At 40.9% G+C, this 25,880-nt stretch carries 23 protein-coding genes; 14 read left to right on the forward strand and 9 right to left on the reverse strand.

Going from position 1 to position 25,880, the window contains the following annotated elements; genetic code table 11:
• Positions 1-34 precede the first annotated feature (34 nt).
• From A7968_RS01545 to A7968_RS01560, 4 genes are all read left to right on the forward strand, one after another.
• Positions 35-925, forward strand: coding sequence for a LysR family transcriptional regulator (locus tag A7968_RS01545; RefSeq protein WP_064664816.1), 891 nt, complete (start codon positions 35-37; stop codon positions 923-925).
• A gap of 68 nt (positions 926-993) precedes the next feature.
• Positions 994-1,446, forward strand: coding sequence for a GyrI-like domain-containing protein (locus tag A7968_RS01550; protein WP_227008954.1), 453 nt, complete (start codon positions 994-996; stop codon positions 1,444-1,446).
• A gap of 336 nt (positions 1,447-1,782) precedes the next feature.
• A complete protein-coding gene (locus A7968_RS01555) occupies positions 1,783-1,992 on the forward strand; it encodes a cold-shock protein (RefSeq protein WP_064664818.1) in 210 nt (69 codons plus the stop codon).
• 185 nt (positions 1,993-2,177) lie between these two features.
• On the forward strand, positions 2,178-2,387 hold the full coding sequence (locus A7968_RS01560) for a cold-shock protein (RefSeq protein ID WP_016706518.1): 210 nt from the start codon (positions 2,178-2,180) through the stop codon (positions 2,385-2,387).
• Positions 2,388-2,467: 80 nt separating this feature from the next.
• Here A7968_RS01560 and A7968_RS01565 read toward each other — a convergent pair whose 3' ends face one another.
• The 3 genes from A7968_RS01565 to A7968_RS01575 all read right to left on the reverse strand — a co-directional run bounded on the left by A7968_RS01565 (position 2,468) and on the right by A7968_RS01575 (position 4,629).
• Positions 2,468-3,289, reverse strand: coding sequence for an alpha/beta hydrolase (locus A7968_RS01565; protein ID WP_227008953.1), 822 nt, complete (start codon positions 3,287-3,289; stop codon positions 2,468-2,470).
• A 49-nt stretch (positions 3,290-3,338) separates the two neighbouring features.
• Entirely contained in the window at positions 3,339-3,911 is a 573-nt protein-coding gene (locus tag A7968_RS01570; RefSeq protein WP_208855826.1) for a glutathione S-transferase family protein, read from the reverse strand.
• Positions 3,912-3,990: 79 nt separating this feature from the next.
• Complete coding sequence (locus tag A7968_RS01575) at positions 3,991-4,629, reverse strand: glutathione S-transferase family protein (protein WP_064664820.1); 639 nt, start codon at positions 4,627-4,629, stop codon at positions 3,991-3,993.
• Between the two features lie 345 nt (positions 4,630-4,974).
• Here A7968_RS01575 and katG point away from each other — a divergent pair, with 345 nt between their 5' ends.
• Positions 4,975-7,152, forward strand: coding sequence for a catalase/peroxidase HPI (katG, locus tag A7968_RS01580; protein ID WP_064664821.1), 2,178 nt, complete (start codon positions 4,975-4,977; stop codon positions 7,150-7,152).
• Between the two features lie 128 nt (positions 7,153-7,280).
• Here katG and A7968_RS01585 read toward each other — a convergent pair whose 3' ends face one another.
• Both A7968_RS01585 and A7968_RS01590 read right to left on the reverse strand, forming a co-directional pair.
• Positions 7,281-9,110 carry a metallophosphoesterase gene (locus A7968_RS01585; RefSeq protein ID WP_064664822.1) on the reverse strand — a complete coding sequence of 610 codons (1,830 nt, stop codon included), beginning with the start codon at positions 9,108-9,110 and terminating at the stop codon, positions 7,281-7,283.
• Positions 9,111-9,189: 79 nt separating this feature from the next.
• Positions 9,190-11,958: a TonB-dependent receptor gene (locus A7968_RS01590; RefSeq protein WP_227008952.1), complete on the reverse strand. Its 2,769-nt coding sequence runs from the start codon at positions 11,956-11,958 to the stop codon at positions 9,190-9,192.
• Between the two features lie 219 nt (positions 11,959-12,177).
• Here A7968_RS01590 and A7968_RS01595 point away from each other — a divergent pair, with 219 nt between their 5' ends.
• The 3 genes from A7968_RS01595 (at position 12,178) to A7968_RS01605 (ending at position 16,610) form a co-directional block, all read left to right on the forward strand.
• Positions 12,178-12,717: an RNA polymerase sigma factor gene (locus A7968_RS01595; RefSeq protein ID WP_064664824.1), complete on the forward strand. Its 540-nt coding sequence runs from the start codon at positions 12,178-12,180 to the stop codon at positions 12,715-12,717.
• A gap of 60 nt (positions 12,718-12,777) precedes the next feature.
• The gene (locus A7968_RS01600) at positions 12,778-13,653 is read left to right on the forward strand and encodes a FecR family protein (protein ID WP_064664825.1); all 876 of its coding nucleotides are present in this window, start codon (positions 12,778-12,780) and stop codon (positions 13,651-13,653) included.
• 101 nt (positions 13,654-13,754) lie between these two features.
• Positions 13,755-16,610, forward strand: a complete 2,856-nt coding sequence (locus A7968_RS01605) for a TonB-dependent receptor (protein WP_064664826.1) — start codon at positions 13,755-13,757, stop codon at positions 16,608-16,610.
• A gap of 90 nt (positions 16,611-16,700) precedes the next feature.
• Here the strand turns inward: A7968_RS01605 and A7968_RS01610 are convergent, their stop codons facing one another.
• A complete protein-coding gene (locus tag A7968_RS01610; RefSeq protein ID WP_064664827.1) occupies positions 16,701-17,378 on the reverse strand; it encodes an ArsR/SmtB family transcription factor in 678 nt (225 codons plus the stop codon).
• A 172-nt stretch (positions 17,379-17,550) separates the two neighbouring features.
• On the opposite strand from A7968_RS01610, the gene A7968_RS22795 reads away from it, so the two are divergent.
• Positions 17,551-17,820: an NIPSNAP family protein gene (locus tag A7968_RS22795; protein WP_244270401.1), complete on the forward strand. Its 270-nt coding sequence runs from the start codon at positions 17,551-17,553 to the stop codon at positions 17,818-17,820.
• Positions 17,801-18,100, forward strand: coding sequence for an antibiotic biosynthesis monooxygenase family protein (locus A7968_RS01615; protein ID WP_064664828.1), 300 nt, complete (start codon positions 17,801-17,803; stop codon positions 18,098-18,100). The genes A7968_RS22795 and A7968_RS01615 overlap by 20 nt, the downstream gene beginning before the upstream one ends.
• A 171-nt stretch (positions 18,101-18,271) precedes the next feature.
• Here the strand turns inward: A7968_RS01615 and A7968_RS01620 are convergent, their stop codons facing one another.
• Entirely contained in the window at positions 18,272-18,862 is a 591-nt protein-coding gene (locus tag A7968_RS01620; protein ID WP_064664829.1) for a TetR/AcrR family transcriptional regulator, read from the reverse strand.
• 124 nt (positions 18,863-18,986) lie between these two features.
• Here A7968_RS01620 and A7968_RS01625 point away from each other — a divergent pair, with 124 nt between their 5' ends.
• Complete coding sequence (locus tag A7968_RS01625; protein WP_064664830.1) at positions 18,987-20,183, forward strand: MFS transporter; 1,197 nt, start codon at positions 18,987-18,989, stop codon at positions 20,181-20,183.
• A 231-nt stretch (positions 20,184-20,414) separates the two neighbouring features.
• Here A7968_RS01625 and A7968_RS01630 read toward each other — a convergent pair whose 3' ends face one another.
• A complete protein-coding gene (locus A7968_RS01630; protein ID WP_064664831.1) occupies positions 20,415-21,290 on the reverse strand; it encodes a LysR family transcriptional regulator in 876 nt (291 codons plus the stop codon).
• Positions 21,291-21,381: 91 nt separating this feature from the next.
• Here A7968_RS01630 and A7968_RS01635 point away from each other — a divergent pair, with 91 nt between their 5' ends.
• Positions 21,382-21,819, forward strand: coding sequence for a PACE efflux transporter (locus A7968_RS01635; RefSeq protein WP_064664832.1), 438 nt, complete (start codon positions 21,382-21,384; stop codon positions 21,817-21,819).
• Positions 21,820-21,936: 117 nt separating this feature from the next.
• Here the strand turns inward: A7968_RS01635 and A7968_RS01640 are convergent, their stop codons facing one another.
• The gene (locus A7968_RS01640; RefSeq protein WP_064664833.1) at positions 21,937-22,626 is read right to left on the reverse strand and encodes an FMN-dependent NADH-azoreductase; all 690 of its coding nucleotides are present in this window, start codon (positions 22,624-22,626) and stop codon (positions 21,937-21,939) included.
• Positions 22,627-22,756: 130 nt separating this feature from the next.
• On the opposite strand from A7968_RS01640, the gene A7968_RS01645 reads away from it, so the two are divergent.
• On the forward strand, positions 22,757-23,605 hold the full coding sequence (locus A7968_RS01645) for a LysR family transcriptional regulator (RefSeq protein WP_064665349.1): 849 nt from the start codon (positions 22,757-22,759) through the stop codon (positions 23,603-23,605).
• Positions 23,606-23,870: 265 nt separating this feature from the next.
• Positions 23,871-25,754, forward strand: a complete 1,884-nt coding sequence (locus A7968_RS01650) for a methyl-accepting chemotaxis protein (RefSeq protein WP_064664834.1) — start codon at positions 23,871-23,873, stop codon at positions 25,752-25,754.
• Positions 25,755-25,880: the final 126 nt, after the last annotated feature.

Here is a 25,880-nt window from a genome sequence, read left to right on the forward strand (position 1 = left end):
TTATCATTAATCATGATAATGAGTACGCTTTGTAATGATAAATCCTATTTGGCTAAATACCTTTTGCACGCTTGTTGAAGTAAATCATTTTACTCGCACCAGCGAACGTTTATTTATGACTCAATCGGGTGTAAGTCAGCATATAAAAAAGCTTGAACAACAACTTGATTGCGAGTTACTAGAGCGCCATGGCAAACAATTTACGCTAACAGCCCAAGGGCAAAGCTTGTATCAAAAAGGCAGCCAACTACTCAAAGATTGGCAGTTTTTAGAACAAGAGCTGCACAACGATTTTCCTTACAGTGGCGAGGTTAAAGTGCAATCTCCGGGAAGTTGTGGACTTAAATTTTATAAGCAATTGCTTAACTTGCAAACACAACACAGTGCACTCACTATAGATTACCGCTTTGCACCCAATGAGAGTGTTGAGCAAGCTGTTGCCAACCACAATGCTGATATAGGTTTTTTAACACAAGCTCCCACCTTGAGCGAAGTAACCAGCCACAAAATTGGCCAAGAAGCCCTGTTATTAATAACACCCGCAGGTTATGACTCCCCATCTTGGCAAACCTTGTGTGAGCTAGGGTTTATCGCCCACCCAGATGCGAAGCACCATGCGCAGCTATTACTGAGCGAGCATTACTCTGAATTTGAACATATCGACCAGATTAAACGTACGGGGTTTTCAAATCAGATTAGCTTGATCTTAGAGCCGGTCAGCCTTGGATTTGGTTTTACAGTTATGCCAGCGCATGCGGTAGGCGCCTTCAATAAACCTGAATTAATTAAAATTCATCACTTAACAAACCCGATCAGTGAAGCAATTTATGTCTGTCATCATCGCAACCGCCCACTGGCTAAACGGATGCATACCGTGATAGACGCTATCAAAACCAGCTTAATGTTACTGCCTACGAGTAAATGAGTGTTAATCTAAATATTCCAGCGTATTTCTGTTAAGCTGATAGGGAGTTTTTACGTTAAAGGATAGTGATGATGGAAGTAAAACAGCTAGCAAGTAAGACTTTAACCGGTTTAAAAGTAAGAACCTGCAATGCCAATGAAATGAATACTGGCACAGCAAAAATCGCAGATCTTTGGCAACGGTTTGCTGATAAATACACCGCAGAGCTCACTAAAAACAGCCATGTGTATGGCGTATACACCAATTATGAAAGCGATGTAACAGGTGATTTTGATGTGATTGCCTGTTCTGATGCTCAATCAACTCATGCACGTGATGCAGTTAAGGTTACAACAACTGCTGGACGTTACTTAGTTTTTACTGGTGAGGGTGAAATGCCCGATGCCATAATCGATTTATGGGGCGAAATTTGGCAATACTTCAGCTCAGATGATTGTCGTTACACGCGAACTTATACCAGCGATTTTGAGTACTATAAAAATGCTAATGAGGTAGAAATAGCCATCGCTATTGCTGAGTAAACATACCGCGTTTATTACAAGGTTCGCAGCCTGAAAACTAAGCTGCGAGCCTTGCATTGTAAGTCGCGTTTCAATATAACCACACTAATTTAAATCTTACTTTAAACTACGCTTAGCGATGCTTGTGTAAAAAAGAAAAATAAATAAAGCTTGTTATCCTGTTTAGCTTACTGTTATCCTGCTCGGCATCGGGTTGATAGAAAGCCCTGTTTATTTGTACGTACCACGTTGTTATTAGTAATAATCCTTCGCGTTATCCTCAGTTAAATACTTGTTTTCTTCCTGCTAAATTGCCTATTTAAAGGCGAATTTTTTATTAATTCTTAGGATTTTATTATGTCTACTACAACAACTGGTTCAGTAAAATGGTTTAACGAAGCTAAAGGTTTTGGTTTTATTGAACAAGAGTCTGGCGCTGACGTTTTCGCTCATTTCAGCGCTATCAGCGGTGACGGCTTCAAAACGCTAGCAGAAGGCCAACGTGTACAGTTTACTGTTACTCAAGGTCAAAAAGGCCCGCAAGCTGAAAATATCGTTTGCATCTAATTTTTAATTAATGGGTTAGTAATAACCCGTTAATGCACTATAAGTTTGAAAGAAATTCTGTTTATTTGTACGTACCACGTTGTTATTAGTAATAATTCATCGCGTTATCCTCAGTTAAATACTTGTTTTTTCAGCTAAACCGCCTGATTTTAGGCACACTTTTATTAATATCTAGGATATCTATTATGTCTACTACTACAACTGGTACAGTTAAATTTTTCAACGAAGCTAAAGGTTTTGGTTTTATCGAGCAAGAGTCAGGTCCTGACGTTTTCGCTCATTTCAGCGCTATCAGCGGTGACGGCTTCAAAACGCTAGCTGAAGGCCAACGTGTACAGTTTACTGTTACTCAAGGTCAAAAAGGCCCACAAGCTGAAAACATCGTTTGTATCTAAACGATTGTTTTAGTTAATACGTTTTAACGTATTAAAAGCCCACTGCTATTAATTTATCAGTGGGCTTTTTAATGTCTGCGCTATTTTGCATAAAGCCAATCTAAACCTTGGATCAGCGTGGTTGGAAATGCCGTCGCATGTTTTGCGCCATCAATTATAGAAAACTCCAACTGCACCTGCTCATCATTACTTTGCCGTATTTTTTCAGCAAGTTTGTTCGCACCCGTTACCATATCTTGCCCTTCGCCAAATTCAGGGGTTTCTTTGCTACCTACTGATAAGTAAACCCTAACGTCTTGTTTAGCTGTAGTAATCGGCTGAGATAGTATGTACTCATTATCAAACCACACCGACGGGCTACCAATAATGTAACTTTCAAACATATTGGGTTGAGTAAAAAGCACATAAGCTGCAAATAAGCCCCCCAGTGAATTTCCCACTAAAGTACGTTGTTTTGGGTTAATTCGGTAGTTAGCTTTGATATATTCAAACACCACTTCAGCTATAAAATCGATATGTTGCGCGGCTTTTCCTGTATCGAGCTGCCAATCATTTACTTTACTTGGGGTGTAATCGCGTACTCGGCTTGATGACCCTTTTGAGCCTTGCGAATAACCAATGGCAACAAGTATTGCTTCGTCCATGGCGCCACTGTTCATAGCAAAACGCGTAGCCCCCGATGCTACTTGAAACGCATAAGAGCCATCAAGTAAGTAAACAACCGGGTATGTTTTATCTTTATTACGGCTGTAACTGCGCGGTAGTTTAATAAATACTGGGTAGCTAAGTTTGCTTTGTTGATCGGTAAGTTTAACCACAGAGCTTCTGGGGATTTTAAACGGCTGCTCAGCAACGCTGCTAAACGTAAAAAATAACGCCGCTATCAGTAGTAAATATTTCACCCTAATCCTTATTTAATTTTTGTTCTAATTGACAGCTTTAAATGCTGCACTAAAAATCTTCACGCCCTTGGAGCTCAGTAAAATCACTCATAATCCATTTTTGATAGCCAGCTCTGGTTTTTAGTAATTCAAACCACTGAGTCACTCGCTCCGGCAATGTTATTGCTAATCCCTGAGATGTTAGACGATACAAAATTGCTCCTACACAAATATCAGCCAAAGTGATTTTACCACCGGCAAGATAGGGAGCATGGCTTAGTTGCTGCTCAATTATCTGTAAGCATTGTTCACAGGTTTGTAAGTCCTGAGTGATTTGCTCCATACAACGGTTGTTTTGCGCTTTGCGGTAATAGCCCCAAAATGTGGCCATGAAAGCAGGTTGAAAAATCACCTGTGACCAATCCATCCAACGCTCATATAACGAACGCTGATAGGGCGATGCATAATACCAGTCTGTCGTGCCATAACTTGCCGCCAAATAGCGCAATATGCTGTGCGACTCCCAAATAACATTATCGCCATCCACAATTACCGGCACTTTTTGCAACGGGTTCAATGCTAAAAATTCATCACTATCAAGGCCACTAAAGCGACCACCCACTTCAATATGCTGGTAACTCATACCTAGCTCGTCAAGAAACCAAAGTATTTTTGTACATTAAACGAGGTTGTTCTTCCATAAACTTTCATTGTAATTCCTATTATTGATAGTCTGTGAGACTAAGGTTTTCTTTGTTACACACTTTTATAATTGCCTTGCGCTTCGCTAAGCGACGCAAGTAACTACCCAGATATTCAAAAGAAAGTGGCGGCCGTTTTAACTCATCGGCCCATACTGCAAGCATAAATAAGTAAAAGTCACAAACGCTAAGTTGCTCTCCAACTAAGAATGTTTGATTTTCCAGCTGGGCATCCAGTAAAGCAAATATGTCGGCAATTCGCTTTTCTTGTGCAGCGATAATGGCACTGATATGACTGCTATCGATACTATGGCGCTGCGGATAAAAGTAGACCATGAGCTCAGCTTGCAAGGTATTCGTTAGATACATCATCCATTGCAAGCACGCAGCTCGATTGTGCTCACCTATTTGCGGAATAAGCATCTTAGCAGGATGTGCTTCAGCAAGATGAATACAGATAGCGGCACTTTCAAAAACGACTTGTTGACCGTCCAATAATGTAGGTATTCGCCCTGCGGGGTTCAAGGATAAATAACTGGCTGCTTTATGAGCCTCGTTTTTTCTATCAACTAAAATTAATTCAAAATCAGTTTGCAGTTCTTCGAGGATAAAGTGCGGCGCCATACTGGCGTTGAGCGGGTAATAATAAAGTTTATACACAAATTGCTTCCTTTTTTCTTAAAATTTTATGGGCTGTTATACGCATAAACTTCACCTTATAAATGGCTTATTAGTCTACTTGATTACCTAAATGATTAACAACCCAGTCATTTACCTTGCAACAATAGCCCTAGCCATCTGATTTATTGATGGCTGCAATCGCTTTAATACATTGATCTAGATCTAGTTTTTAATCGTTAATCTTCTATATTGGTACAAGGGATGAACTTCGACAGGGTTTATCAATCAGAGTATTACCATCGTAGCAAGTTAGTTGTTATGAACTAAGCTTTTAAACGTAGCGATTTATAGACCACGTTTTATATTACGATAAAGGAGCTAAAAATGAGCAATTCAGGTGCGGGCAAATGCCCAGTTATGCACGGTAGCAACACACAAACGTCTAATGCCAATACTGATTGGTGGCCAAACGCCTTAAATTTGGACATTCTTCATCAACACGATAGTAAACCGAACCCCTATGGCGACGACTTTAATTACGCCGAAGAATTTAAAAAATTAGATCTTGAAGCAGTAAAAACCGATTTAAAAAACCTGATGACACAAAGCCAAGCTTGGTGGCCTGCCGATTGGGGTCATTATGGTGGCTTGATGATCCGTATGGCGTGGCACTCAGCAGGCTCTTACCGTTTAGCCGATGGCCGTGGTGGTGGCGGTACAGGCAACCAACGTTTTGCTCCGCTAAATTCATGGCCAGATAACGCCAACCTCGATAAAGCACGCCGCTTACTTTGGCCTATCAAGAAAAAATACGGCAACAAATTATCGTGGGCTGATTTAATCATTTTAGCTGGCAATATGGCATATGAATCCATGGGGCTAAAAACCTTTGGTTTTGCCGGCGGTCGCGAAGATATTTGGCATCCAGAAAAAGACGTTTATTGGGGTGCTGAAAAAGAATGGCTTGCGCCAAGTGATGAACGCTATGACAACGTAGCAAAACCAGACACCATGGAAAATCCGTTAGCTGCAGTGCAAATGGGCTTAATTTACGTAAACCCTGAAGGCGTGAACGGCCAGCCAGATCCACTAAAAACCGCAGCACAAGTACGCGAAACTTTTGCCCGTATGGCAATGGATGACGAAGAAACCGCAGCACTGACAGTAGGTGGTCACACTGTAGGTAAAACCCATGGTAATGGTAGCGAAGAGAACTTAGGACCTGAGCCAGAAGCAGCAGACGTCTTCGAGCAAGGCCTTGGCTGGAACAACCATAAAACGCGCGGTATCGGCCGCGATACTATGACATCAGGCATTGAAGGCGCATGGACAACCCACCCCACTAAGTGGGATAACGGCTATTGCCACCTTTTGCTTAATTACGAATGGGAGCTTACCAAAAGTCCAGCGGGTGCAAACCAGTGGGAACCGGTAAACATTAAAGAGGAAGATAAACCGGTTGATGTTGAAGATCCATCAATTCGCTTAAACCCGATTATGACCGATGCCGATATGGCAATGAAGATGGACCCCACATATCGCAAAATCATAGAGCGTTTTTATAATGATTTTGAATATTTTAGTGATGTATTCGCGCGCGCTTGGTTTAAGCTCACTCACCGTGATCTCGGCCCAAAATCACGTTATTTAGGTGCAGATATACCAAGCGAAGATCTGATCTGGCAAGATCCGATCCCAAGCGTAGATTACACCTTATCTGACTCTGAAATTTGCGACCTTAAAACTAAACTTTTAAATTGTGGCATTAGCGCTAGTGACTTGATCAGCACCGCCTGGGACAGCGCCCGCACTTACCGAGGCTCTGATCATCGCGGCGGCGCCAATGGTGCACGTATTCGTCTAGCTCCACAAAAAGATTGGCAAGGTAACGAGCCTGCTAGACTCGCAAAAGTATTGGCAGCCCTTGAAACAGTACAAGCAAGTTTAAGCAAACCAGTTAGTTTAGCGGACTTAATTGTACTCGGTGGTACAGCCGCGGTAGAACAAGCAGCAAAAGCAGCGGGGATTGATATTATCGTGCCATTTGCACCAGGGCGCGGTGATGCAACTGACGAAATGACCGATGCAGAGTCGTTCGATGTGCTTGAACCAATCCATGATGGCTTTAGAAACTGGTTAAAACAAGACTACGCTGTATCAGCCGAGGAGCTACTTTTAGAGCGCAGCCAACTAATGGGCTTAACCGCACCAGAAGTTACTGTGTTACTTGGTGGAATGCGTGTACTAGGCACTAACCATGCGGACAGCCAACATGGCGTGTTCACTGATGATGTAGGTACATTAAGCAATGACTTTTTTGTTAACCTCACCGATATGAACTACCGCTGGGAACCGGCCAGTAAAAGCACCTATAACATTGTTGAGCGCAGCTCTGGCAATACTAAATGGACCGCAACCCGCGTAGATTTAGTATTTGGCTCAAACTCTATTTTACGAGCCCTGGCTGAGTTTTACGCCCAAGACGATAACAAACAGCGTTTTGTGCAAGACTTTGTTAAAGCATGGGTTAAAGTAATGAACGCTGACCGTTTTGATCTTTAAGCAAATCTGAGTAAATAACCTTTAGCGCGAGAGTATTAACTCTCGCGCTTTTACCTATCAATTCCCCCCATTAAGTTCTTCATTTAACTGTAAACCCCCATTACATAATACAAATTACTAAGCCTAAGCTATGGTGATGCAGTATCCGTGGCACAATTTTGCAACGACTTATTTTCTGACATATCAATAATCAAGCATTTATCTGGCAGCGCATGATTAAGGTTATCGTAAATACTGAATGCTTGAGTCAGTGCCGATTTTAGCTGGCAAATGTTTTTACCTTTATGGTTACTGCTATCGGCGCAATCAGTGTTGTTATTTAATAACTTAGCCATGGTTTGATACGTTTGCTGAGTTGCTTGGCTAATATCAGCAAATGCAAGCGTTCCAGCGTTGCGCACTAAGTAAAAGTCGGCGATAAAATCGAGCACTGTTTTAGCCTGTAAGCCTTGGCGCTGTGCTTTAGATAGCTGGCTCTCATCGTTAAACAGAGCCGTGATCTCTAATAACGACATATTCAATACTTGCTCACGAAAGCCTTGTGGCCACTCACGAGGAATAAACCGCCACTTCGCCAATGCCTGTAGATGCAACTTGCTGTAACGATGGTAATCCTTAGCCGTTAAAATGCGTTTATCCCATACTTGCTCAGGGTGATTTTTTATCAGGTAATCATGCTCTGTTTGGTAAGCGCTAAATAATCTATCAAAATGAGGCACGTTATCAATCGTAATCGTATCCACCTTTGCTAACTGTTTATTAAGTGTGACTAACTTATAAGCAGGGCGATATGCAGCGATAGAAGGTGCTTGAATATTAAATAAGGTGTTATGCTCGCTCTCAATGACAGATGTGTCGTTCATGTGCATGTGCCCGCCAATGTGCAGTTTCAAACCAGTTTCGGCGAGTAATTTTCGAGTATCACGACTAGGCTCTCTAGCTAACTGAAAAGCCGTATCACCAAACAGTGATTTAATCGACTGCGTTTGGCCATCGTAAAATTCCCCCATCGGAAAATGGCTAAACGCAACTAAGGTTTTACCTTGTGCTTTTGCCCTTTGCACTACTTGTGTGATCCACTTTAATAAATAAGGCTTTTCAGTCAGCACTTTGTTATAGCCTGCATTGCCTGAGCCTTGAAAGATCAAATGGCCATTTTCCAGTTTTGGGATATACACGTTCGCATCAATAGCCAATAACCAAAGTCCTGCAACAGGTTCAACTAAATAGCTGGTATCGGGTACTTGCTTACAACGTGATTGGTCATTCTGCGCGCATTGGGTATAACTGCGCTCACTGAGCAACGACTGCTTGCCAAATGGTGTTTCCCACAGCAAATCGCGGTTATCTGGCTGCAAACCAAATGGCGCCATTATATCTACAATTTCTTGATAACCAGCATGAGCGATTTTATCGCTGCATACTAACGCATCATTATCTTTAGCATCCCCTTTACAACGTGGATGATCGGTTGAATAAATCCCCACTTGTTGCCCGTCAGAGCCCAAAAAGTCAGCCTTTCCGCCTGCGCTTTTAAATGGTTTAACGGGATCATGATTACCGGGAATAGCAAAAAAACGCATACCGTACTTTTTTGCATAATCGTCTAGTATCGTTTTTAAACCATGCAAATGCACTGGTTGGCCGTCATCGGTAAAATCCCCTGGCAAGGCAACTAACTTTACGCCTTTGGCGGCAATGTCATCTAAGGTGGCGATCAGCGCAAAGTAGTTTTCATTAAATAATCGCGTGGAATGAATTTGCGCTTGCATGCTACGAATACTAACAGGTTTAGCCTCTTTACTGAGCTCAATACCGTTAAACCCTTCTGCTGAAAAATCGCCATAAATATCATGAAAATGAATGTCGGGCACAAAAGCAATTTGCGTATTCTTTGTCGGCGTTGCATGAACAAATGTACAACTCAAACAAATTAGCAGTGATAATAATAACTTCATATAAAACGGCCTGTGACTGGAACACTTTAAACAAAAAAACCGAAAGCATTAAGCTTCCGGTTTTTATACATTGAACCCGTTAAAAAATAGCTCTTAAACCTAGCGATACTCGACGCCCTGAAAACTCGTACATTGTCGGGAAAGCAGGATCTAAGGTATAGCCTTTGGTTTCTTCGCCAGTGATATTAATGCCCTCAAGCGTCACTTTTACTGAATCATTAATATTGTAGCCCAGTGATACATCTGTTTGACCGTAGGCATCACGGTAAACTGGATACATATCACGCTCAATGTACTCTACGTATTTATCTTTGTAGTTATACGAAATACGCGCATCAAAGCTTTCATTCTCATAATAAAAAGTCAGGTTGTAAGTTTCATCGGCAAGACCTTCTGGCGGCGTTGGAATGCCTAAATCAGAAGCTCCAGTTAATGAGTTATCTAACGTAGTGTAGTTAGCGTTAACACCAAAACCTTCTAACATACTACTAAAACGAACAAATGGGATTTGCGCAATAAATTCAATACCGCTAACATCATACGACCCTTCAGCATTCACTTTTTGATAAACATCAAAGTCGTACACACCATCCACCGTGCCGTTATCGTTGTATTTTGTTACGCTTTCCACAACGCCGGTAAGTGACTCACGTACTACGCCTTCAATTTCTTTTTCAAAATAAGAAACCGCCAATAAACCGCCTTCTTCTAAATACCACTCTAGGCCCACTTCCCATTGATCAGCATAAGTGGGTTTTAAGTCTGGATTACCATCACGGTATTTAAACTCGTTTAAGCTCACTGTGCGTTTATAAGCAATATCGGTAAGGGCAGGGCGCATTAATGTTTCTGAAGCCGCAGCACGCAGTACTAAGTCATCGTTAAGCTCAAGGGTAAAGTTAACACTAGGTAATACATCCGAGTAGTTACCACTTTTTGATACTGGCGCTGAGGTGTAATCCGTTGAACCATCATCATTTTGTACTTGGTGATAGCCCGATGAATTTACGTCCGTCTCGATATAACGTACACCGGTATTCAAGGTTGCTGGCATATCACCGATATCAAACGCAAAATCAGCCATAGCGTAAATGGCCGTGGTTTTTTCTTCTACTTGGTAGTATTGATCGGGTTCAAAATCAACGGCAAAACCTGTATATCTCAGTTGGTCGCGGGCATAGCTATTTGAAATTTGACTCCAATCTTGCTTAGAAGACACCTCAGACAAGTACTCACCGCCATTAACAAGATCTGAAATACTGCTAAGCTGGCTGTCAGCAAGGGTACGCGTGCCGACCCAAGACGAGTCGCCCGCTGATGGGCCCGTTACGCGGTTTGTACCGTAGTCGCGTTGTTTTGACTTATCTGTATAACGAGCACCAAACTGTACTTTACTTAACGCAGGGAAAAACTCTAAATTTAACTGACGTGAAAAATCCAATTGCGCTGCGTATTTATCATCAGAAATAGCCTCAAGGTTTACTTCGTTATAATCAAATAAATAAGCCTCTGGTGAGTTATACATATCAAAAGTATCTGGGTTATCACTTGGGATAGTTTCTGCGCCGGTACTGGTATAACGTGAACGTGTTGCACGATAAGCCGTGTGCTTTAAGTTGGTCGTCTCGGTTGTTTTATCTGCGCCACTGTAGCCGATTAAACCATACACATCCCACTCACCCACTAACCAGTCCATCGCAATGCTAAATTGCTGATAGTCAGTATCACTGCTGTTTTCTTTACTTAAAAATTCATGCTGTGTAGCCGCATAATCAACGTCAGTTAATACAGTGATGCCGTAATCGCTAAGGGTTGAACTGTCGTATCGATTAACACGCTCTAACGAACTAATACTTGATGCTGTATAAGCCGCCGCATCGTATTCATCTTCGTGATCATCAAAGTTACCTAATAAACCATCAAACGTTAAACTAAACTCACTGCTTGGTTTATATTGCAATGATAACGTTGCTCCCCATTTTTCTTGCTCGGTAAGATAAGCACGGTCGCCCACTTTATCTATAAACACTACGCGGCTAGTTTCATCGCTATCCAAACGATCGTTAATGCTAATACCTGTATCACGCTCTAAAACGTCTGCCGCTTGATCGGCTTGCCATTGTGATGAGCCTGACTTTTCTAACCAACGAGAAAGCGGACGAAAGTTAATGCCAGAATTACTATCGGTGCGGTTAGTGCGCTGCGAATAAGCAAAAGAGGCAAGTGCGCCCCAATCACCAAATGTGTCACTGGCTAAAAATGCTAATTTAGGATCAGTCTGCTCAGAAATATCATTATAAGCCCCTTCAACTGATGCGACTAACTTACGTCCTTCATAATCAAATGGTCGTGCTGTGGTAATCGCAACCGAGCCTGCAATACCGCCTTCTTCATCCGCAGCAGTGGGGGATTTTTTTACCGTAACACTTTGAATAATTTCCGACGCAAAAATATCAAATTCAACATCACGACCGCCACTACCGGATGCCGTAGCAAGGTTATTAATCGATACAAAAGTAAACTCACTCGGCAAACTACGTACATTCACCTTTTGACCTAAGCCTTTATTTCGCTCAATCGTCACACCAGGCATACGCTGCAATGCTTCAGCAAGGTTTTGTTCAGGAAAATCAGCGATGTCTGAAGCGACAATCGAATCTGAAAAACCAATGTTTGTCCGCTTTAGGTCAATCGCTTTTTCTAAACTTTTAATATAACTACCCGTTACGACGATTTGCTCCATCGCTTGCTCTTCATTTTCAGCGTCTTGCGCGTAACTTGGCGCGACAAATAACGCACTTAGTGCCAATGCTAAAGGTGATAGGGTAAAAATTCGCTTAGTCATCATGTTGTTCCTGTTGTATGTATTACGACTTTAAATTGATTTCGCTCCTAATGACGCTGCAAAAAATTAATAGGGGACGTATTTATTCGATGAAGTTTTTGTGTCGGTTTTGCGACACTACAATCATAAAAGTGTCATTAAATCATCATAAAAAAGGTGTCACCTTTGCTCTAGTATGAGCGTCTATTAAAAATGTAATGTTATAGATAATGATGAGAACTGATGCCTCAAACTCAAACGCCGCCATCGCTAATAAACGCACAAGGTCAACAAAATAGACCCCTCGTTAAGTGCTTTATTGCCAACCAAGATGCACTAAAAAGCTTTTTTCGTCGGGCTGTCGGTGAGCAAGCCGATGCCGATGATTTATTTCAAAAATTGCTGATGAAAGCATTAAAAATTGAATGTTCGGAGCATATTGATAACCCGTTAGCGTATGGCTATCGCATGGCAAAACATTTAGTGATTGATCATCATCGAGAGCAAAATAAATCTCCCGAGAGCTTAGAGCACGAACCTGAAAGTAATGCGCTGTCACTTGAGAATTTACTTGAGCATGAACAACGCTTGCGCTTATACCAGCAAGTGCTCACGCAAATGTCAGCACTGCGCCGTGATGTGTTTATTCGTCGCCGCTTACATGGCGAAAGCCGTCAACAAATAGCGCAAAGCTTAGGGTTATCAGAAGAGGCGGTAAAAAAGCATATTTCCCGCGCGATGGATATGCTCAAAGACGCAATCAGCGAATTTATTGGTGACTAATTGTCCCCTTAATGAACGTTAAGTCGTTATATTAATAATAGAGATAGATAGAGAAATAACATGGTCACCTCATCCAAACATGACGATGAAAATAAAGATCCACTCAAGCAAGCGATTTGGCAAGATACAGCACTTACCGAAGCACTTAAAACGCTAGATACGTCCACCAAAATCGCAGCGCCAACACACATAAAAGCCAACACCCATACTAACTTTTGGCTCTGGGGCAGCGCACTTGCGGCAAGTATAATCATGGCGGTAGTCGGGGTGGCAACATTAAGTCCAGAGGTTAGCCCAACAACAGCAACTTTCATTGCCACACAGCAATTTACAGCGACCAAAGCAACCGATATTACCTTGTCGGACGGCTCTGAAGTTGCGTTAAATACGCAAACTAACCTGCAATTTCATGAAAATGATAAAACCAGACAAGCCATCTTAAGCAAAGGAGAGGCCTACTTTGCAGTTCAGCGCGATGAGCAACGCCCATTTACCATTGATACCGGTAACGCAACAGTTAGCGTGCTAGGCACCGCGTTTAATATTGATAAAACCCTAAGTGGAACAACGATTGATGTATTTCATGGCAAAGTGGCAGTAACCACCCGCGATAACTCACAACGAGTAGAATTAGTAAAAGGACAGCGCGCCCGCGTTGATGCCAAGCAAATTATTGTAACGACCTTTAAAACACAGCAACCAGATTGGCAATTAGGCTGGCTAGATTTAGAAAATGTGACCATTAACGATGCTATTTTTCAACTTAATCGCTATACCGACAAACCACTAGTTCTGAGTAATGTGGATGCGGACCTGCGCGTCAGCGGTCGCTTTAAAACGGCAGATGTATTAGGGGCAGCATCTTTAATAGCACAGTTGAATCAACTTGAGGTTAATCAATTTGACGACAGTATTGTATTGTCAGCAACGCAATAAAGGTTGATTGGTTTTATTTATAACTTACAGGGCAATGTCATAAAGTGTTCATCTAAATTCTTCACACTAAGGGTTTAATGAAATTGGAAGGCTGTTCATAGATGTTACGTATAAGCTGTTTTTTATGTGTAGCGTTACTCGGTCTTTCTTTTACTGCTAATGCCACAACCACAAGTTTAATAGAGCAACTAACACGTCTATCTGAGCAGTTTTCTACGGCTTTAATTTATGACAACGCGCTATTAGAAGGGCTCGAGGTAGAGCCAGTGCAAGCTACATCATTGCAAAGCACATTAAATAAATGGTTAACCCCGCATCAGTTAAGTTGGCAAAAAACAGCGGCTGGCATCGTTATCTTTAAAACCATCACACCTGTAATATCAATATCTAAAACTAACAACACTTCGCTGCTTGAAGAAGTGACTGTAACCGAGCAACTCCCCACATCATCCAACGGTGATGCCTATAACAGCAATTACCAACAAGCGGTAAATTATGCGCAGCAAGTAAAAAGTGATTACACAGGAGAGAGCGAAGTTGCGCTAGGTGCGATGCTCACGCAACTACCGGCTGAAAACTTAGCTGAAGCTCTGCAAGCAGTACCCGGTTTGAGTATTACGCGCGATCGCGGTGAAGCCCTAAATATTAATGCGATGGGATTGGGGGCTGAGTATCAATTAACGCTATTTAATGGTCATCGCCTTGCAAACACCGAGAACGTGCGAAATTCAAATCAGTATGGGCAACAACACCGTTTTGATATATTTAGCGCTGGGTTATTTTCAAATATTGCGGTTTATAAAACTTCAAATTCAAGCCTTCCTAGTGGTGCCGTGGGTGCTACCGTTAACTTGCTTAGCGATGATCCACTTGCTTATCAAGACAATAACTTACAAGTTATGCTCACTGGTGCGGCGCTTGAAGGTGAGCGGAATTTTCAGCCAAGCTTTGGCCTAACGGCAAATGCTAAAAGCGCAGACGGTGATTTAGGAGTCATTTTTAAAATGAACTATGAGAACCGTCTACAACGTCAGTTTCAGTTTGAAAGCTGGCACTGGGGAGAAAATAGCGGCGCACCAAAGCCTTACCAGTGGCCTGATATTAACGAAAACACCTTAGTGCCTACAGATGGCTTAGCGTTGACCATAGAAAACGAAGACCGTACCCGCGCAACGTATTACGGCGATCTAAGCTGGCAAGCCACTGAGCGTTTAAAAATTAACTCTTTGTGGTTTAGATCAGATACTGACTTTTCGTTTGATGAGCATCGTATATCGATTAACCCACAAAGTCAGTCGGCTCAAGCACATATTAACACTGAAAATAATAGCCTCAACCAATTTATGTTTAACGCTGTAAATGCCAAAACGAGCCGCGAAGAATCCAACTTATATTATGCCAACCAAACCATACAAGTTGATGCCAACTGGCAACCCAGTGTGCATTTACCTTTAACGCTTTCGCCGTTTTACAGTAACAGTAAAGCAAACAGTAAAACTAAAGAGCCTATCACTCGCGTTCATGTTGCGACTTCACCTATGCAAGCAGACGTGGCTTTACAAAACACATCGGTTGATAACTTTAATTTTACAAGCAACTTGGGGTTAGTAAGTAGCTACTCACATATTAGCCAAATGAGTAAACGCACTATCAATGTGCTTAATGAAGTACAAGAGTGGGGCATAGATAGTCATTTCAGTGCTGAAAATAGTTGGGGCCTGCAAGCGCTGGATATCGGCTTTTTACATTCAACACAAAGCTATCACTACGCCCGCAAAGATATCAGTTTATCGCCCTCAGCTTTAGAGCAACTACCTAATTTAGATGGCCGTTGGCTTGAGCCAATTGCCAATCAGTTTTCAGCAGGATTTATGAACGCTGAAGTACAACCTTGGTTAATCCCAAAAAGTGACCTGTTGCAACTTTATGATATTGATTTGCCGTTCGCAGAAATGAGTGAGAGTGACCGATTAAATAGTTACAAAGTAAGCTTTGCATCAAAAGAAGGTTATATCTCTTCACAGTGGCAATTTGAGCAAGTAACGCTAAGCACTGGCTTACGATACAGTAATACATTAAGTGAAACACAAGGATCGCAACTAACAAAAACTGGGGGGGTGGCGCCTATCAATAGCAGCAATAATGATAGCGCGTGGTTACCGTCTGTTAATTTAAAATGGCAGCCATCGCAATATTGGCAATGGCGGGCGGGCTTTAACCGCGCTTTAAATCGGCCAAATTACTCAGATTTAAACCCAAAGCTGCATATAAATTCAGGAGGTCTGCCTTATGCAGAGCTTGGTAACCCCAATTTGCAACCGGTTGTAGCCAACACCAGTACGCTCTCCGTTAACTGGCAACAACCAAGCGTAAGCGCGCAATTACTGGGCTTTAATCACCATATGAATAACTTTATTGTTGAGCAAGCAGCAAGCTTTAATTATCAAGGCCAGCATTACAACTCTCTGCAACGTACTAACGATGGCCAAGCTCAAGTCAATGGCTTACAAGCAAGTAGCCAGTGGCAATTACCGCAATATAGCCGATGGTTCTTACAAAGCCAATTATCAGCAAGCATCACCCATATCAACAAAGCAGATGTAAGCACCTCAGCTGGTAATCACTTTAAAGTAGAAGGAGTCTCTGACTGGACAGGTAACCTGCGCTTTTTAGTCAGTGATAAAAAATGGCAAGCTGCATTTAATATTAATTACCGTAGTGACTTTTTGGAGCAACGCGACATTAGTAATAATGCCAGTAGTTATGTTGAAGACTACACCAGCACAGATTTAAGCTTTAGCTGGTTTTACTCAGCAAATGCCAGCCTTCGCTTAGATCTATTTAATGCCACCAACGAAACCCTGACCCGTACAGCAAAAACTGACGACGCCAGTTCATTACTCAAAGCAGAAGAATTCGGCCGCCGCGTGGTTGTGAGCTTGTTATTGAAGATATAAATACCATCAGGTTTGTGCGCGTAAAATAACGCGCCACAAACCTAACACTTTTTATTTAAACCACTTCACTCGGCGCATTACAGCCAAAAGTTAAATACGATACTGTTTATTAAATGCATTTAAGCCGCTTGCGGTAAATTGAATGGCTCTGGAATCTAAATCTTGATGTGCCCATTGGCGTTTTAATGCGTCGTTTAAAATCCATTTCCCAATACTTCCAGCAAGGTGAGTGCGCCTTTCACTCCAATCTAAACACGCTTTGCATAGCGGTCGTCGGCTTTTATTTAAAACCTCAAAATCGATGCCTAACTGACTCAAGGAGCGATGCCCTTGTGCTGTGAGTACAAGTTCTTCCGAACCGCGCTCTAATATCCAACCTTCACGTACTAAAGCATCAAAAAGTTTAACGCCTAACTCTCCCGCTAAGTGATCATAACAAATACGCGCTTTTCTTAATCTTTCATTACTTGGCCCGGTAACAATCTTAGGGCTTGATATGCTCGCGCTAACATTGAGCATATGCTCAATTAACTCCGCAACCTGACGATTTTTTAACTGAAAATATTTATGCCGCCCTTGTTTTCTAACAATTAATAATTCGCCATCGAGCAATTTATTTAAATGACTACTTGCTGTTTGCGGTGTTATATCGGCTTCAACTGACAATTCGGTCGCGGTAAGCGCCTTGTCAGCCATTAAAGCGGTAAGCATTCTGGAGCGAGCAGTGTCTCCGATCAGGTTTGCGATATAAGCAATATTAGGTTCCATGACAACTTTTCTATAGTTCGAGCAACATCGAAGCATCAATATTTGAGCCTAGTAGACTGCCGAAAAACCAAAAAAGAGGCAACTACTTTGAAAATGACTTGTTTTATTGAATACCATATTGATCCCTTTAAGTTAGAGCTTTCAACAATACGCTGAAAACTGGGGAAAAATTATTCCACAATGTGGTGGTGATCTACTCGGCTATTTTGTACCCCATGAAGGAACAAACAATACCGCTTTTGGGCTGATTAGTTTTAACTCTCTGGCCGATTACGAGCGATACAGAGCAAAGCTTCGTCAATCAGAATTAGGCGCAGCCAATTTTCAGTTTGCCAAAACTAACAAATTTATCATCGCAGAAAAAAGGACATTTTTGCAAGCTGTTGCTTCCACATACAAACAAGAGCCAGAAGGAGAACAACATGTTAGCTGTAATATTTGAAGTAACCCCAACACACCAAGGTAAAGCAATCTACTTTGAAATGGCGCAAGCGTTAAAAGCGTCATTGACCAACATAGATGGTTTTATTTCCATTGAGCGTTTTCAAAGTCTGTCGGATCCAGATACCTTTTTGTCTTTATCATTTTGGCAAAATGAAACCGCAATTAAACAATGGAAAGAGCACCTTGAACACCGCATTGCACAAGAGCAAGGAAAACAAGCCCTGTTCAGTCATTACCGAATAAGAGTCGCTAATATTATTCGTGACTATGGCCAGTGAGATGTAATGCTACGTTGAAGGCGCTAGCGAGCGCTAAATTAATATTTATTTAAGCTTAAATAATTAAGGATATTTGGTTGGCATTGAAGTTTGTGCCAACCAATAAGAGCCACAATTTTATTAAAGGCGCATCAAAATATGCATATATCCTATAGCGTGGGGGGTACTTAACTAGCCATTTTTCAAGCCTCTGAGCAATATATCTAAACTATCAAGTGCAAACTTTAAAGCAACTTCACCATCATCATTATTTGCAATCCAAAGTGACGCATCCATTAATGCACCGTTTATTAATCGGGCGAGTATTTGTGGGTGAGCTTGCTTTATGATGCCCATTTCCATTAACTGCTCTAGCATTGTCGCAATAGAAAAAATACATTTTGTCCGCATAACGAGCAATTTTTCAGCATCAAGAACGGCCGCTGCATCTCTTAACATTATCTGTTGAACTTCAGGTTTGATAGCCATTCGCAAATAAGCATGACAACGCTGTTCAAACGCGCACCACGGATCGTTTCGTGTGCGAGATATTTCGTTCAATTCAGCATCCATTTCCATATCTAACTGCTGTGCTACAGCATAGAACAAGCCTTTCTTATCACCATAATGATGATACAACGCCCCTCTTGTGAGGCCTACATTACCTGTAAGCTCATCCATAATAGTATTTGCATAACCCACCGTCCCAAAATGTTTTCGCGCAGTTGCAAGTAACTTATCTCTTGTTTCCTCAATCATTTTTGCTCTAGGTTTACGATCCATAAAATCTCCTGCGATAACAATTAGTATATTTATAATTGACATACACCATGTATGTCAATACATTAAACATACGCCGCGTATGTTAAGTGTATACAATCAATTTCTGTACTTTCATGGAGACGATATGGAAAACCCATACAAGAGACTATTTACTACCCGTGGAACATTAGCATTTTCGATTGCAGGTATGATCGCTCGAATGCCGATATCCATGATGGGAATTGGCATTATTACAATGCTTTCACAAATAAAAGAGTCGTATTGGCTAGCAGGAGGGGTCGCTGCAACCTTTACACTGGCAATGGCCCTAATTGCACCGCAGATATCACGTGCAGTTGATCATTTTGGTCAAAGCAAAGTGCTACCAATCACAACTGGGATCAGCGTTATAGCAACATGCTTATTAGTACTTTGTACCTACAAAAATGCCCCTGAATGGACTTTATTTATTTTTGCAGCACTAGCTGGGTTCATGCCAAGTATGCCTGCGATGATTAGAGCACGATGGACACATATCTACCGAAACACATCGAGCTTACACACGGCTTACTCTTTAGAGTCGGTACTAGACGAGGTATGTTTTATCTTGGGGCCACCGATTTCTGTTGGCTTAAGTGTTACTTTATTTCCTGAAGCTGGCCCATTAATGTCGGCCATCCTACTTGGGATTGGTGTGTTTGCTTTTGTCTTACAAAAACAAACTGAACCTGCTATTGCGCATTCTGCTACTAAAATAAAAGGCTCAGCCTTAAAGCCTCTGACTATGAAAATTCTGGTTTTTTCACTTATAGCTTTGGGCGTTATTGTTGGCACAATTGATGTGATCAGCGTTGCTTTTGCTAAAGAACTTGGTAAGCCAATTGCTGCAAGTATTGTTTTATCAACTTATGCTGTTGGTTCCTGTAGCGCTGGGCTAATTTTTGGTGTGATAAAATTGAAAACACCGCTCGCTAAGCAATTTTTTATAGCCTCTTTAGCTACAGCAATAATGACGGTTCCACTTCTTGGAGTAAATGATGTATTTACTCTTTCACTAACCGTATTTATCGCAGGAGTTTTCTTTGCCCCGACCATGATCATAGCAATGAACTTAGTGGCAAACATTGTGCCTAAAGATAAACTTACCGAAGGGCTAACCTGGATGATCACAGGTTTAGGAATTGGTATCGCACTAGGGGCAACAATAGCGGGTTGGTGTATTGATGTATATGGCATAAAAACAGCATTCATTGTAACAATTATGGCAGGATTGTCTGTACTGCTCATTGCTGCAATTAATTATCATCAACTTGAAAATAATTCGATACAAAAAATAGCATAATCGTTTTTTAGTTTACCAAAAATTTTCACTAAATTATATTTGTTTGCTAGCTCTAAGCGAGGCTAGCAAACTTTTAATAATTAATGATATATTCATAGCTCTCTCATACCATTTGCTAGCATATATTTTCTATTCACTAAGCACCACTTATCGCTACTGTCATGCCCCTTTACAAATAACTAAAACCGCATAGCTCGTACAATCCATTGTGTTTTAGTGCTTGTTGTTATTTTATAGTAGGTTGCGCAATAAATGTCGGAGTACTTTAAATACGGCTAAATTACTATGGCGTTGGTGTTGTAATACATCAACATTTGCTTGCCAGCCCATTTCTTCAAACTCGAGTGGCAACTTAACTAAGCGACCATTTTCAACAGCCTCAACGGCCACATGATCTGGTAATAAACACCAACCATGACCTTGTAATGCAAGTTCCAGTAATAAAAAGTAATTATCTGCATACCAAATATCTGGGCTTACTTTTAATTGAAAGCTACTTGTTTGCGTATTCCGAGAGCGAATAAGCAACTGACGATGCAATCTTAAAATATCCATATTTTCACAAACCTGATCCGCTAATGGATGAGATTTCGCAACATATAAATCAAACTTAATTGTGCCAATACATTCAAAATCTAAATAGCTCGGGATCACTAATTCACTAAAAATAACACCAGTGAGTATTTTTTCATTTTTTAGCATATCAATAATATCTAAACTCGATGCATTTAAAAATTCCAGTGTGATATTTGGATATTTAATCTGTAATTCATTAATTGTATTAGCAATATTCTTAAATGGTACACCTTCATCTAAAGCGATAGTGATTTCTGTTGGCGTGTTATCTGTTAATGATAGCGCTGTATTTTGTAGACGCTGGTGCTGGCTTAGTAATGCGTGAGCGTGCGGGAGTAGCTTTTCACCCGCTGCTGTCAGCTTTGGATAACGCCCAGAGCGGTCAAATAAGGCTGTATTGCAGTCTATTTCTAAATTAATAATATGCTGGCTCACCACCGACTGAACTTTATTTAGGCGACGAGCCGCCGCCGAAAATGAACCGGCTTCTACAGTGGCAATAAATGCATGCAATTGATCAATACTAAACATATCGCTTTTCCAGATACTATGTAACTATTTAATATCTTTATTTTGGATGAAAATAACCATATCGTCACTAAATAGAGGAATAAATTAAAACATGAATACCATCGAGCGAGTTTTTCAGGCCATTCTTTTTGAACTAACAACACTGGCAATCGTGATACCCATGACAGTTTTAATTGCTGGCTACGAAACGGGAAAAATGGCAATGGTTGGTATTAGCTTATCTATGTTCGCGATGCTTTGGAATTATATTTATAATTTACTGTTCGATAAATTAGCGGGCTATGAGCGTATAAACCGTGGCCTAGCCATACGTATTTCTCATGCCCTTGGCTTTGAATTGGGGATGGTTATCATAACCTTGCCAGTGCTCGCTTGGTATTTAAATATAACTTGGCTAGCAGCAGCAATCTTAGAGGTTGGTTTTTTAGTCTTTATTTTAATTTATACCCTAGTATTTAACTGGTTATATGATAAATATCAGCCTTACAAAAAATGGGTTAGCAATGAAAAACATGTAGCAACTACATGATTATATAGCTCTTTGAAGTTAACATTGATGGCATTTTTCATACCTTTGCATATTGTATTAAGCCACGCCGGAATTTGTGGCTTAATACAAAAAACACAATTCAACGTAAAATAACTGCTATACACAGCCCACACTTACCATATTGCTTGATGATAGCTGTAATGCTAGCGCTTGCGCTTTAGTGTAAGCTTTAACTAATGACTGACGATGGCGTTGATCTGCAAACTCTTGATACTCTGAGGCGATTTCGTGAATCGTTGTCACGCCTAAATATTTGCTTAAAGTGCGTAAATGCGGCACTAAATGGCTCATGTGTTCGCGTATACCGCCTTGCTCAAAACCAAATTCACCAGTTGAGGTGATCACAACCAATGTTTTACAACTGAGCAAAGGCTGTAGCGGAAAGTCACCACGGGAAAGATCAAAATCAAAGGTTTTATTGATCCTCACTACTTGATCAAACCACGCCTTTAGCTGCGCTGGCATACCGTAGTTATACATAGGCGAGGAAATCACAATAATATCAGCGGCTGCAATTTCAGCGATTAATGTGTCTGACAGGGCCAGTAACTGTTTTTGCTCTGCAGTTTTTTTATTCTCTGGGGTAAATACCGCGCCTATCCAGTCTTGGGTAATAAAAGGCGGCGGGTTCACACCTACATCGCGATAAATATACTCATCTATATCTTGGTGCTGCGTAACGCTCTCTATAAAACACTTAGCAATATTTTTAGAGATTGAATCGTGGCTTGGGTTGTCGTTTTTTGCGGCTCTTACGCTTGCATCTATATGCAGTAGGGTGGTCATGATGTTTATCCTCGTAGTGAATGTGAGGCAATCATCTAACTTAAAAGTGCTTTATACAAACGAGTTAACCTCAACTATAAATAAGTTATACTCATCTATAATTATTCTTATTAGTTGCGAATGCTACTTTATGCAAGTATCACTACAAGCGCTTAAAGCCTTTGAATCGGCGGCGCGTTTAGGCAGTTTTAAAGCCGCGGCCGATGAACTATCGATCACACCAACCGCGATTTCGCACCATATAAATAACCTTGAAAACCGTTTAAATGTGGATTTGTTTTACCGCCAAGTTAGAAAAATAACCCTCACGCCAACCGGTGAGTATTTAAGTGCGGCCACAAGTGACGGCTTTAACCGCATCGAGCAAGCGCTGGCTCAAGTTGAAGCCACAGGCGCAACCGTTAAAATAACCACCACCTCGTCACTGGCCGCCCTGCGCTTAATTCCCGCATTGCAGGAATTATCTATAAACCAGCCTAATCTTGAGGTAGATATATCAACCAGTGAAGCCGTTGATAAACAATTGCACACCTTACCTATTCGCTTTGGCCAGCAGCACAATATAAACGCCGACGACATTATAAAAACTGAGCAATTTAACGTATTCGGCTCATACAAAGCAGCAGATACCCCTTGGCAAAATGGCCCTGTTACGCTGTATACCACAAAATGGAAAAACAACGCCCTGAGCGAGCCACCACTTAAACAATGGCTTACTCAAAACAACTTAGATCCTGCGTTATTTATTATCAAAACCTTTGACCAAGAGCTGTTTGGCATTCAAGAAGCCATGGCAGGCTCAGGACTGGTATTTTGCTCAGTCACTCTTGTGCAACGGCTATTAAATACTGAATTACTTAAAAGCTTTAATACTCAAACAGTTGAATCTGAGTTTTGCTACTACATACCCAATAAACAGCGCTTTCAAACCCGAGATACACGCCTAGTTTTAAAGTGGGTAGAAAGGTTGTTGAGTTAAGAGTTTTACGTTTTTTAAATAGCTTATATTCCCAGCTTATTTAAAATTTAGAATTTAGAATTTAGAATTTAGAATTGAAATTTAAAGTCACATTACGGGATAAACAAGCAGCAATAATTGTTTAATTCATTGGCCGACTGAAGCCATTCAGGTAGGATTAATGTTGTATTTTAGTGCAACGCGCATTATTGTAGGTAACCCATGAGGTAGTCTAACTATTAAATAAAAATATACCTAAAATCAACACAACAAGTTGTACCTAAATATGTTTAAATCGCTCTCTCTGAATAAAAAATTTGCTTTATTTACTGGTGTTACACTAACGCTAAGCTGCTTATTAATCGTGTTTATTTCCATGCTATTAAGTTTTAACAGTATGGAAAAAGCCGTTAATGAACGAGTACTATCAGCAACTGATGCCTATAACCAATACGTCACCGATTGGTTGGAAACAAAAGAAAGTATTCTCAAATCGATTGAGCAAGTAAAAACACAAGAGGAGGCCTACTCTGCTTTAAATCAAATGAAACAAGGTGGCGTGTTTGACAATGTTTTTATCGCATTTAAAGATGGCTCGCAAATCAATGCTGACCGAGTCACTTTACCTGAAGGTAATAATGACCCTCGTGTATGGGGTTGGTACAAAAACGCAACACTACAACCCGGTGATATTTTTATGGCTAACCCATCAGTCGCAGCCGCAACCGGTAAAACAGTGGTATCTCTAGGTGTTGTGACAACATTTTTAGGCGAGCAAGTAGTGCTTGGCGCTGATATAGAAATGACTGATATCCTTAATAACCTCAAGCGACTTAAGTTACCTAATCAAGGTGAAGCCTTTATTATTAATGAACAAGGAAACTTTTTTGCCCATAAAAATATTGCAAAACTTAACCAACCTGCGACCGACGAAGGCTTAACATCTAAAGTTGTACAGCGTATAACTTCTGCGTCAGTGAGTGCTAAAGAGCTAGATTTAAAAGAGCCTATTGTAGTTTGGTCAGAAAAAATTCCAAAAACACAGCTTTATACCGTAAGCGTCATTAAACGCGCACAATTAAATAAACCAATTTACGAACTGATCGGAACACAGTTAGCACTGAGCTTAATGGCCATAGTTGTGAGTATTTTACTGATTATTTGGCTTGGCCATTATTTATTAAAACCACTCGCTGATGTTGCCAAAGCTTTGAATAATATTGCAAAAGGTGATGCCGATTTAACTCAGCGTTTAACAATTCATAGCCATGATGAAGTAGGCCAAGTGTCTGAAAGCTTTAATCAGTTTGTGAGTATTTTACAGGCGTTAATGCAAAATATTAAATCAAGAACCAATCAATTGGTAGACTTAGCGCAATCAGCCAATATAGAAATAACTCAAACAGGTAATGATATTCGTAAACAAGCTAGCGAACTTGAGCAAGCGGTTACAGCTGCAACAGAGTTTACTTACAGCTCTGACGAAATATCAAATAACACCCAAAAAAGTAGTGAACAATCAGAGTTAACCAAAGATTCTGTTTCGCAAGCAATGGCTTTATCTTCAGGTGCAAGCGAATCAATGAGTTCATTGAATGATCAGTTGACCCAAAGCAATAAGATCATGGCTACCTTAAAGCAACAGAGCCAGCAGATTGACGACATTATTAACGCCATTGAAGCTATTGCAGAGCAAACCAACCTATTAGCCTTAAATGCAGCGATTGAAGCCGCTAGGGCAGGGGAGCAAGGCCGAGGCTTTGCTGTTGTAGCTGATGAAGTGCGTGAATTATCAATGAAAACCCAAAAATCAACAGAAGGCATTCGCACTACTATTGTTGATTTACAAAAACTCACCACCACGGCGGTAAATAACATTGATAGCTGCAGTGAAATCTCTGCGACAACAATTGAAAAAGTATACCAACTAGCCAGCCTACTTGAGCAAAGTGGACAGTCTATTGATGTGACAACACAAATGGCAATACAAATAGCGACCGCTTCACAAGAACAATCAAGTGTAACTAAGGATATAACCAGAAACTTAACCGCAACAGAAGAACTTTCGCAGTCATCACTGGCTCGGATCAGTGAAAATACCGCGCAAATTGATTCACTAGCAGAGCAAGCTTCTGAGCTACTAAAATCTGTTGGTGCATTTAAAATTTAATGCTTAGCACGACGATTGGTGGCTCAAAAGAGCTACCAATCATAAGAATTAACAGTAAATAGCTCTAAAAACATAGAGATCGTAATTTTATTCCTATTACGAACGGTTTTATTGCTCGAGTAAGTC

It is taken from the genome of Pseudoalteromonas prydzensis (assembly GCF_001661495.1).
GTDB classification, from domain to species: domain Bacteria; phylum Pseudomonadota; class Gammaproteobacteria; order Enterobacterales; family Alteromonadaceae; genus Pseudoalteromonas; species Pseudoalteromonas prydzensis.

What these genes read in the sequence shown, in the direction of transcription:
- A7968_RS01545 (WP_064664816.1), top strand. Translation starts at nt 35, where the DNA reads ATGATAAATCCTATTTGGCTAAATACCTTTTGCACGCTTGTTGAAGTA.
- A7968_RS01550 (WP_227008954.1), top strand. Translation starts at nt 994, where the DNA reads ATGATGGAAGTAAAACAGCTAGCAAGTAAGACTTTAACCGGTTTAAAA.
- A7968_RS01555 (WP_064664818.1), top strand. Translation starts at nt 1,783, where the DNA reads ATGTCTACTACAACAACTGGTTCAGTAAAATGGTTTAACGAAGCTAAA.
- A7968_RS01560 (WP_016706518.1), top strand. Translation starts at nt 2,178, where the DNA reads ATGTCTACTACTACAACTGGTACAGTTAAATTTTTCAACGAAGCTAAA.
- A7968_RS01570 (WP_208855826.1), bottom strand. Translation starts at nt 3,911, where the DNA reads ATGAGTTACCAGCATATTGAAGTGGGTGGTCGCTTTAGTGGCCTTGAT.
- katG (WP_064664821.1), top strand. Translation starts at nt 4,975, where the DNA reads ATGAGCAATTCAGGTGCGGGCAAATGCCCAGTTATGCACGGTAGCAAC.
- A7968_RS01585 (WP_064664822.1), bottom strand. Translation starts at nt 9,110, where the DNA reads ATGAAGTTATTATTATCACTGCTAATTTGTTTGAGTTGTACATTTGTT.
- A7968_RS01590 (WP_227008952.1), bottom strand. Translation starts at nt 11,958, where the DNA reads ATGATGACTAAGCGAATTTTTACCCTATCACCTTTAGCATTGGCACTA.
- A7968_RS01595 (WP_064664824.1), top strand. Translation starts at nt 12,178, where the DNA reads ATGCCTCAAACTCAAACGCCGCCATCGCTAATAAACGCACAAGGTCAA.
- A7968_RS01600 (WP_064664825.1), top strand. Translation starts at nt 12,778, where the DNA reads ATGGTCACCTCATCCAAACATGACGATGAAAATAAAGATCCACTCAAG.
- A7968_RS01605 (WP_064664826.1), top strand. Translation starts at nt 13,755, where the DNA reads ATGTTACGTATAAGCTGTTTTTTATGTGTAGCGTTACTCGGTCTTTCT.
- A7968_RS01610 (WP_064664827.1), bottom strand. Translation starts at nt 17,378, where the DNA reads ATGGAACCTAATATTGCTTATATCGCAAACCTGATCGGAGACACTGCT.
- A7968_RS01615 (WP_064664828.1), top strand. Translation starts at nt 17,801, where the DNA reads ATGTTAGCTGTAATATTTGAAGTAACCCCAACACACCAAGGTAAAGCA.
- A7968_RS01620 (WP_064664829.1), bottom strand. Translation starts at nt 18,862, where the DNA reads ATGGATCGTAAACCTAGAGCAAAAATGATTGAGGAAACAAGAGATAAG.
- A7968_RS01625 (WP_064664830.1), top strand. Translation starts at nt 18,987, where the DNA reads ATGGAAAACCCATACAAGAGACTATTTACTACCCGTGGAACATTAGCA.
- A7968_RS01630 (WP_064664831.1), bottom strand. Translation starts at nt 21,290, where the DNA reads ATGTTTAGTATTGATCAATTGCATGCATTTATTGCCACTGTAGAAGCC.
- A7968_RS01635 (WP_064664832.1), top strand. Translation starts at nt 21,382, where the DNA reads ATGAATACCATCGAGCGAGTTTTTCAGGCCATTCTTTTTGAACTAACA.
- A7968_RS01640 (WP_064664833.1), bottom strand. Translation starts at nt 22,626, where the DNA reads ATGACCACCCTACTGCATATAGATGCAAGCGTAAGAGCCGCAAAAAAC.
- A7968_RS01645 (WP_064665349.1), top strand. Translation starts at nt 22,757, where the DNA reads ATGCAAGTATCACTACAAGCGCTTAAAGCCTTTGAATCGGCGGCGCGT.
- A7968_RS01650 (WP_064664834.1), top strand. Translation starts at nt 23,871, where the DNA reads ATGTTTAAATCGCTCTCTCTGAATAAAAAATTTGCTTTATTTACTGGT.